This window comes from Streptococcus parasanguinis (assembly GCF_001069785.1).
Lineage (GTDB): Bacteria > Bacillota > Bacilli > Lactobacillales > Streptococcaceae > Streptococcus > Streptococcus parasanguinis_T.
Genome location: NZ_JVSR01000054.1, coordinates 22,414 through 32,025, shown reverse-complemented (window position 1 = coordinate 32,025; position 9,612 = coordinate 22,414). Strand labels below are relative to the sequence as shown.

General features: G+C 44.6%; 4 protein-coding genes, 1 tRNA gene and 3 rRNA genes. All 8 read right to left on the bottom strand.

Annotation, left to right across the window (positions count from 1 at the left end):
- Window positions 1-116: ribosomal RNA gene (gene rrf / locus ADG03_RS04315) — 5S ribosomal RNA — on the bottom strand.
- Between the two features lie 79 nt (window positions 117-195).
- A 23S ribosomal RNA gene (locus ADG03_RS04310) occupies window positions 196-3,095 on the bottom strand.
- 123 nt (window positions 3,096-3,218) lie between these two features.
- Window positions 3,219-3,291: transfer RNA gene (locus ADG03_RS04305), tRNA-Ala, on the bottom strand.
- Between the two features lie 53 nt (window positions 3,292-3,344).
- Window positions 3,345-4,892: ribosomal RNA gene (locus tag ADG03_RS04300) — 16S ribosomal RNA — on the bottom strand.
- The 16S, 23S and 5S rRNA genes sit together here with 1 tRNA gene alongside, the layout of an rRNA operon.
- Before the next feature lie 251 nt (window positions 4,893-5,143).
- Window positions 5,144-6,070: an ATP-binding cassette domain-containing protein gene (locus ADG03_RS04295; RefSeq protein WP_003010296.1), complete on the bottom strand. Its 927-nt coding sequence runs from the start codon at window positions 6,068-6,070 to the stop codon at window positions 5,144-5,146.
- Window positions 6,071-6,080: 10 nt separating this feature from the next.
- Window positions 6,081-7,148 (bottom strand): ABC transporter ATP-binding protein, encoded by a 1,068-nt coding sequence (locus ADG03_RS04290; protein WP_003004369.1) that lies wholly within the window; start codon window positions 7,146-7,148, stop codon window positions 6,081-6,083.
- An 11-nt stretch (window positions 7,149-7,159) separates the two neighbouring features.
- Window positions 7,160-8,086 (bottom strand): oligopeptide ABC transporter permease OppC, encoded by a 927-nt coding sequence (oppC, locus tag ADG03_RS04285; protein WP_023919302.1) that lies wholly within the window; start codon window positions 8,084-8,086, stop codon window positions 7,160-7,162.
- Entirely contained in the window at window positions 8,086-9,585 is a 1,500-nt protein-coding gene (locus ADG03_RS04280) for an ABC transporter permease (RefSeq protein WP_023919303.1), read from the bottom strand. The genes oppC and ADG03_RS04280 overlap by 1 nt, the downstream gene beginning before the upstream one ends.
- Between the last annotated feature and the right edge of the window lie 27 nt (window positions 9,586-9,612).

Here is a 9,612-nt window from a genome sequence, read left to right as displayed (position 1 = left end):
GCTAAGCGACTACCTTATCTCACAGGGGGCAACCCCCAACTACTTCCGGCGTTCTAGGGCTTAACTGCTGTGTTCGGCATGGGTACAGGTGTATCTCCTAGGCTATCGTCACTTAACTCTGAATGATTAAACATTCAAAATTGAACATCTATATTCTAACAAGTTAACCTTTCGTTGTCAATATCTTCTGACTCTTTGGATAAGTCCTCGAGCTATTAGTATTAGTCCGCTCCATTGCTCACACAACTTCCACTCCTAACCTATCTACCTGATCTTCTCTCAGGGCTCTTACTGATATAAAATCATGGGAAATCTCATCTTGAGGTGGGTTTCACACTTAGATGCTTTCAGCGTTTATCCCTTCCCTACATAGCTACCCAGCGATGCCTCTGGCGAGACAACTGGTACACCAGCGGTAAGTCCACTCTGGTCCTCTCGTACTAGGAGCAGATCCTCTCAAATTTCCTACGCCCGCGACGGATAGGGACCGAACTGTCTCACGACGTTCTGAACCCAGCTCGCGTGCCGCTTTAATGGGCGAACAGCCCAACCCTTGGGACCGACTACAGCCCCAGGATGCGACGAGCCGACATCGAGGTGCCAAACCTCCCCGTCGATGTGAACTCTTGGGGGAGATAAGCCTGTTATCCCCAGGGTAGCTTTTATCCGTTGAGCGATGGCCCTTCCATACGGAACCACCGGATCACTAAGCCCGACTTTCGTCCCTGCTCGAGTTGTAGCTCTCGCAGTCAAGCTCCCTTATACCTTTACACTCTGCGAATGATTTCCAACCATTCTGAGGGAACCTTTGGGCGCCTCCGTTACCTTTTAGGAGGCGACCGCCCCAGTCAAACTGCCCGTCAGACACTGTCTCCGTAGATGATGAACCTACCGGGTTAGAGTGGCCATAACACAAGGGTAGTATCCCAACAACGCCTCCATCGAAACTGGCGTCCCGATCTCAATGGCTCCTACCTATCCTGTACATGTGGCACAGACACTCAATATCAAACTGCAGTAAAGCTCCATGGGGTCTTTCCGTCCTGTCGCGGGTAACCTGCATCTTCACAGGTACTAAAATTTCACCGAGTCTCTCGTTGAGACAGTGCCCAAATCATTACGCCTTTCGTGCGGGTCGGAACTTACCCGACAAGGAATTTCGCTACCTTAGGACCGTTATAGTTACGGCCGCCGTTTACTGGGGCTTCAATTCATACCTTCGCTTACGCTAAGCACTCCTCTTAACCTTCCAGCACCGGGCAGGCGTCACCCCCTATACATCATCTTACGATTTAGCAGAGAGCTGTGTTTTTGATAAACAGTTGCTTGGGCCTATTCACTGCGGCTGACTAAAAGCCAGCACCCCTTCTCCCGAAGTTACGGGGTCATTTTGCCGAGTTCCTTAACGAGAGTTCTCTCGCTCACCTGAGGCTACTCGCCTCGACTACCTGTGTCGGTTTGCGGTACGGGTAGAGTATGATTAACGCTAGAAGCTTTTCTTGGCAGTGTGACGTCACTAACTTCGCTACTAAACTTCGCTCCCCATCACAGCTCAATGTTACAGAATTAAGCATTTAACTCAATTCACACCTCACTGCTTAGACGTGCACTTCCAGTCGCACGCTTTAGTTAGCCTACTGCGTCCCTCCTTCACTACATACTCTAGTACAGGAATATCAACCTGTTGTCCATCGGATACACCTTTCGGTCTCTCCTTAGGTCCCGACTAACCCAGGGCGGACGAGCCTTCCCCTGGAAACCTTAGTCTTACGGTGGACAGGATTCTCACCTGTCTTTCGCTACTCATACCGGCATTCTCACTTCTATGCGTTCCAGCGCTCCTCACGGTACACCTTCTCCACACATAGAACGCTCTCCTACCATACCTATAAAGGTATCCACAGCTTCGGTAAATTGTTTTAGCCCCGGTACATTTTCGGCGCAGGGTCACTCGACTAGTGAGCTATTACGCACTCTTTGAATGAATAGCTGCTTCTAAGCTAACATCCTAGTTGTCTGTGCAACCCCACATCCTTTTCCACTTAACAATTATTTTGGGACCTTAGCTGGTGGTCTGGGCTGTTTCCCTTTCGACTACGGATCTTAGCACTCGCAGTCTGACTGCCGACCATAATTCATTGGCATTCGGAGTTTATCTGAGATTGGTAATCCGGGATGGACCCCTCACCCAAACAGTGCTCTACCTCCAAGAATCTTAATGTCGACGCTAGCCCTAAAGCTATTTCGGAGAGAACCAGCTATCTCCAAGTTCGTTTGGAATTTCTCCGCTACCCACAAGTCATCCAAGCACTTTTCAACGTGCCCTGGTTCGGTCCTCCAGTGAGTTTTACCTCACCTTCAACCTGCTCATGGGTAGGTCACATGGTTTCGGGTCTACGACATAATACTAACTCGCCCTATTCAGACTCGGTTTCCCTACGGCTCCGTCTCTTCAACTTAACCTCGCATCATATCGTAACTCGCCGGTTCATTCTACAAAAGGCACGCTCTCACCCATTAACGGGCTCGAACTTGTTGTAGGCACACGGTTTCAGGTTCTATTTCACTCCCCTCCCGGGGTGCTTTTCACCTTTCCCTCACGGTACTGGTTCACTATCGGTCACTAGAGAGTATTTAGGGTTGGGAGATGGTCCTCCCAGATTCCGACGGGATTTCTCGTGTCCCGCCGTACTCAGGATACTGCTAGGTATAAAGACTATTTCGAATACGAGGCTCTTACTCTCTTTGGCTGACCTTCCCATGTCATTCTTCTATAATCTTTAAGTCCACATTGCAGTCCTACAACCCCGAAGAGTAAACTCTTCGGTTTGCCCTCCTGCCGTTTCGCTCGCCGCTACTCAGGCAATCGCTTTTGCTTTCTCTTCCTGCAGCTACTTAGATGTTTCAGTTCACTGCGTCTTCCTCTACCTATCCTTAACAGATAGGAGTACTAGCCATTAGCTAGTGGGTTCCCCCATTCGGACATCTCTGGATCGTCGCTCACTTACAGCTCCCCAAAGCATTTCGTCGTTTGTCACGTCCTTCTTCGGCTTCTAGTGCCAAGGCATCCACCGTGCGCCCTTATTAACTTAACCTTATTTTTGGTCTTGCGACCTAAACTCTTTAAATATTTACAGCGTTTCGGTTTATTTTCTTGTTACTATTTGATATAGATATTCAATTTTCAATGTTCAATCTTAACACCCTTACAGTGTTAATGGAGCCTAGCGGGATCGAACCGCTGACCTCCTGCGTGCAAAGCAGGCGCTCTCCCAGCTGAGCTAAGGCCCCACAAGACCTCTCAAAACTAAACAAGACCAACGTACAGGTTTCCATTTCCTTAGAAAGGAGGTGATCCAGCCGCACCTTCCGATACGGCTACCTTGTTACGACTTCACCCCAATCATCTATCCCACCTTAGGCGGCTGGCTCCAAATGGTTACCTCACCGACTTCGGGTGTTACAAACTCTCGTGGTGTGACGGGCGGTGTGTACAAGGCCCGGGAACGTATTCACCGCGGCGTGCTGATCCGCGATTACTAGCGATTCCGACTTCATGTAGGCGAGTTGCAGCCTACAATCCGAACTGAGACTGGCTTTAAGAGATTAGCTTGCCGTCACCGACTCGCGACTCGTTGTACCAGCCATTGTAGCACGTGTGTAGCCCAGGTCATAAGGGGCATGATGATTTGACGTCATCCCCACCTTCCTCCGGTTTATTACCGGCAGTCTCGCTAGAGTGCCCAACTGAATGATGGCAACTAACAATAGGGGTTGCGCTCGTTGCGGGACTTAACCCAACATCTCACGACACGAGCTGACGACAACCATGCACCACCTGTCACCTCTGTCCCGAAGGAAAACTCTATCTCTAGAGCGGTCAGAGGGATGTCAAGACCTGGTAAGGTTCTTCGCGTTGCTTCGAATTAAACCACATGCTCCACCGCTTGTGCGGGCCCCCGTCAATTCCTTTGAGTTTCAACCTTGCGGTCGTACTCCCCAGGCGGAGTGCTTAATGCGTTAGCTGCGGCACTGAGTCCCGGAAAGGACCCAACACCTAGCACTCATCGTTTACGGCGTGGACTACCAGGGTATCTAATCCTGTTTGCTCCCCACGCTTTCGAGCCTCAGCGTCAGTTACAGACCAGAGAGCCGCTTTCGCCACCGGTGTTCCTCCATATATCTACGCATTTCACCGCTACACATGGAATTCCACTCTCCCCTTCTGCACTCAAGTTAAACAGTTTCCAAAGCGTACTATGGTTAAGCCACAGCCTTTAACTTCAGACTTATCTAACCGCCTGCGCTCGCTTTACGCCCAATAAATCCGGATAACGCTCGGGACCTACGTATTACCGCGGCTGCTGGCACGTAGTTAGCCGTCCCTTTCTGGTAAGTTACCGTCACAGTGTGAACTTTCCACTCTCACACTCGTTCTTCTCTTACAACAGAGCTTTACGATCCGAAAACCTTCTTCACTCACGCGGCGTTGCTCGGTCAGGGTTGCCCCCATTGCCGAAGATTCCCTACTGCTGCCTCCCGTAGGAGTCTGGGCCGTGTCTCAGTCCCAGTGTGGCCGATCACCCTCTCAGGTCGGCTATGTATCGTCGCCTTGGTGAGCCGTTACCTCACCAACTAGCTAATACAACGCAGGTCCATCTCTTAGTGATGCAATTGCACCTTTCAAATCAATATCATGTGATATCGACTTTTATGCGGTATTAGCTATCGTTTCCAATAGTTATCCCCCGCTAAGAGGCAGGTTACCTACGCGTTACTCACCCGTTCGCAACTCATCCGCTCGGTGCAAGCACCAAGCTTCAGCGTTCTACTTGCATGTATTAGGCACGCCGCCAGCGTTCATCCTGAGCCAGGATCAAACTCTCATTAAAATAATTGTTTGTCTTAAACTCATTCTGTCACTGACAGATTTATTGTTTTTTTATTGTTCAGTTACTATAACCTTAGTTACAGCGCCCTGCACATTGGTTCGTCTTGTTCAGTTTTCAAAGGTCTTTGTCGCTCTCGCGCGACAACTATATTAGTATATCATGACCTACCCTTACTGTCAATACTTTTTCTCAAAAAATTTTATTTTTTTGAATGTTTTTTTAAAATAAAGAAAATAGAGAGGGAATCCTCTCTATTTATATTCTTGTCTGTATTTGTTTTCTTCAGCTTTGTTAGCCCATACATAATGACCTGGTTTAATTTCAACCATTTGTGGTTTATCTTCAGAGTAATCATGTTGTTCTGGATCGTAGATTTTTAGAACTTTTTTACGTTCTAGAATTGGATCTGGAATTGGGACCGCTGAAAGTAGGGATTGTGTGTACGGATGGATTGGGTGGTTAAATAGCTCTTCAGTTTCTGCCACTTCTACAATAACCCCTTTATAGATAACTGCAATACGGTCAGAAATGAAGCGCACAACTGACAAGTCATGGGCGATAAAGAGGTAGGTCAAGCCTAATTCTCTTTGGAATTTTTTCAACAGGTTCAAGACCTGCGCACGTACTGAAACGTCAAGGGCTGAGATTGGTTCATCCGCAATGACAAATTCTGGTTCCATGACAAGTGCACGGGCAATACCGATCCGTTGACGTTGACCACCTGAGAATTCGTGAGGATAACGTGTCAAATGTTCTGCTAGAAGCCCAACTTCATGCATAATATTTTTCACTTTTTCCTGACGTTCTTCTTCGCTGTTAAACAAATGGTGGTTGATCAAACCTTCAGAGATAATATAATCAACTGTTGCACGTTCATTCAAACTTGCTGCTGGGTCTTGGAAGATCATTTGAATTTTACGGATCAACTCTGATTTTTCACTATGAGAGTTTTTTCCGTTGATCTTGCGACCGTCATAAATAATTTCTCCAGCACTTGTATCATTCAAACCAATGATCGCACGCCCAATTGTTGTCTTACCACTTCCTGATTCACCAACAAGAGAGAAAGTTTCTCCCTTATTAATGAAAAAGTTGGCGTTCTTTACAGCAACGAATTTTTTACTTCCTTCACCGAAGGAAATTTCTAAATCTTTAATTTCAACTAATTTTTCAGTCATTTCCTTCCTCCTATTCTGTAATGTGAGTGAAGCCCATTTTTGAGCCAATCTTTTCGTGAAGGTTTTCGATTACTTCTGGTTTATGAACTGTTGGTGCATCTGGATGGAGCAACCATGTCTTAGCCCAGTGAGTATCGGTTACTTTGAAAGCAGGTGCCTCTTCTTCAAAATCAATCTGCATTGCATAGTCTGAACGAAGTGCGAAGGCATCTCCTTTGATTGGAGCATACAATGATGGCGGAGTTCCTGGAATAGAGTAAAGATCACCATCTGAGGTTGACAATTGAGGCAAGCTTGAAAGCAAGCTCCATGTGTATGGATGTTTTGGATCGTAGAAAATTTCTTCTACTTTACCAAACTCAACAATTTCTCCAGCATACATAACGGCTACTTTATCTGCAATACTTGCAACCACACCTAAGTCGTGGGTGATAAAGATAACTGTAAATTGGTATTCTTTTTGAAGGGATTTCAACAAATCAATGATTTGCGCTTGAATGGTTACGTCTAGGGCTGTTGTTGGTTCGTCACAGATTAAGATATCTGGACGGCAGGCCAAGGCGATGGCAATAACGATCCGTTGACGCATCCCACCTGAATATTGGAATGGATACTCATCAAAACGACGTTCCGCATCTGGAATTCCAACTTTCTCCATATAGTCCAAAGCCATTTCTTTAGCTTCTTTAGCTGTTTTCCCTTGGTGTTTGATAATGACTTCTGTAATTTGTGAACCAATTGTGTTGATTGGGTCCAAACTTGTCATTGGGTCTTGAAAAATTGTAGCGATCTTAGATCCACGAATATTTTCCCAATCTTTATTCGATTTCAAATCTGTCAATTCTTGACCACGGTATTTAATCGAACCTTGGGCAATACGGCCATTATCTTCTAACATTCCGGTGAACGTCTTTGTCAAAACTGATTTCCCTGAACCTGACTCACCAACCAAGGCAAGAACTTCACCTTCTACTAGCTCAAGCGATACGCCACGAATCGCTGTCAGTACGCGATCGCGCACGTCAAATTCCACTACGATATCTTGAGCAGATAAAATAATATTGTTATTTGATGTCATATCTACTCCTCCTATCTATGTGTACGTGGGTCGCTGGCATCGGCCAAGTTTTGTCCGACGATAAAGAATGACAAGGATACTAAAATCAAAACAGTAAGTGGAATCCAGAATAGGTAGGCATTTGTAGTTACGTTTTGAGAATAGTCAGAAATCAACCGTCCCAAACTTGGAACTGTGATTGGAAGACCAAGTCCGAAGAAGGAAAGGAAAGCTTCGTAAGAAATAAAACTTGGTAACATTTGTGATGTCTGGGTCACGATTACAGATACCAATTGAGGTAAAATATTTTTCGTAACAATTTTCAACGTTGGTGTTCCTAATGTTCGACTGGCCAAGTTGTACTCCAAATCACGGTAACGCATGATTTGAACACGAATCATGTAGGCAATTCCGATCCATCCTGTTAAGGACATGGCAAGAATCAAATTCCAGAAACCAGATCCCATTGAGTAAGTCAAGACGATAACGATCAACATAAATGGAATATTTGAAATAACGTTATAAACTTCCATCATGATACGGTCGATGGATTTTGAGATTCCCCAAATTCCACCAACGATGACTCCGACCACCACGTTAATAACAGTTGCGATAAAGGAAATGATAATCGAATTTCGAGCACCAAACCAAACTCCATCAAAGAGGGATTTACCGTTGTTATCTGTACCAAAGAAAGCTTTGGCACTTGGTGGATTCAAACGTGCTGAAAAGTCATTTACCTTACTTACATCGTTGTAATCAAAATTTGAAAACATCGGGTAGATAAAACTCATCAAGAGAATCCCAATCAAAACAGCAAGCATAATGATCGTGGTTCTTTTTTTAAAGAATTGTCTGAATACAGATTTCCAGTATGAATACGCTGGAGCATCGATTACTTCAGAGGCAAAGTCATCGCGTTTTACAAACTGAAATTTATTTTTATCGATTGTAGCCATTATTTGCCTCCTTTCGTATTCGTTAATTTAATCCGTGGATCAAGCACTGTCATCAAGATATCACCTAACATGGCAGCAAAGATACCAAGCGATGTGAAGATGAAGACAAGTCCGATAACCATGGTGTTGTTTGATGCTTTAATAGAGTCAATCAACATTTTACCCATACCTGGGAAAGCGAAGACTGTTTCAGTCAGCGTCGCACCTGAGATAACTCCAATAATAGATGTCGGAATACCAGATACCAATGGAACCATCGCATTTTTGAAGATGTGTTTTTTTGAAATCTCACGTTCTGACAATCCTTTTGAACGAGCAAAACGGACGAAATCTTGTGAATGGATATCGATCATGTAACGACGAATCCAAACGGCGTTAAATGGTGCACTCAATAAACCAAGAATCAGAGACGGCAATACATATGAACGCCAGTCCTGTGCTCCAAGAACTGGGAATGAGTCTGGAAGCCCAAAGAATGAACCTGCTAAACGGACAATGTAGACCGAAGCAATGGTTGGAAGAGACATCATAAATGTCAAAGCAGCTGTTGAGATGCTATCAAACCATGAGTTCTTGAACAGAGCCATGTAAGATCCTAATGGGATCGCAATCAAATAAGAAATTGCAATACCGATCAAACCAATGATTGAAGAAGATGCAATCATGGATGGATTCTCATAGTTGCTCAACGTTGCTGTATAAGCGTCCCCTTTACCAAATCGACTGATATCTTGTGAGTCTGCCTTACTTGGTGATTTGTAGGTACGTGAGTAGATATCGATTGAAGATGTCTTTTTACCTGTTGGGAAGTTCACTTCACTCTTCTTAGTTGTTCCTTGTCCTTGTGTAATAACTTGAAGAACAGGGGTATTTGAATAAGTTGGATATGAATTTCCAAGGTTTAAGGTCACAAAGTTTTGGTGTACATATGGGAATTGACCATTAAAGTACAAGAGGTATTTGTGTTTCGTACCAGAACCTACAACTGACCAACCAATAGACGGATCATTTTCAATACGGATATAGCGTTTGAGGTTTGGATTTGAAGCATCTTTCACCCAACCTGGATGATCAAACTGAATCAAATTCGCATAGAAGCTGACGACACGTTCAAAAACTGGAATTTCACGCACCGCATAGAAAGACTTACTTTCTGGGAAACGTTTCAACTGCCAACCATGACCTAATTTGTTAATGTATTCCTTATAGATCTTTTCATTGGCAGTTGTCGCATCAACTGTTACAGAAGAATCTTCTTTACTTGCTTTTTGTTGCAAGCTCTTTGAATCCATGTATTCCAAATAACCCATGCGATCGTAGACAGTATTTTCGTAGTTGATCTTCGAATCTTTTGTCTTCGCTACTTTATTGTAGTTGGGGTCATTTTTAAAGATGAGATTTCTCGGTGTTAGCGTATAGATAATCATGTAGGTTAATGTCGTGACGAGAAAGATCGACACTAACGAACGCAAAATACGCATAAAAACATATTTTTTCATATTTCATTCCTTTAATGTCCAAAAGAA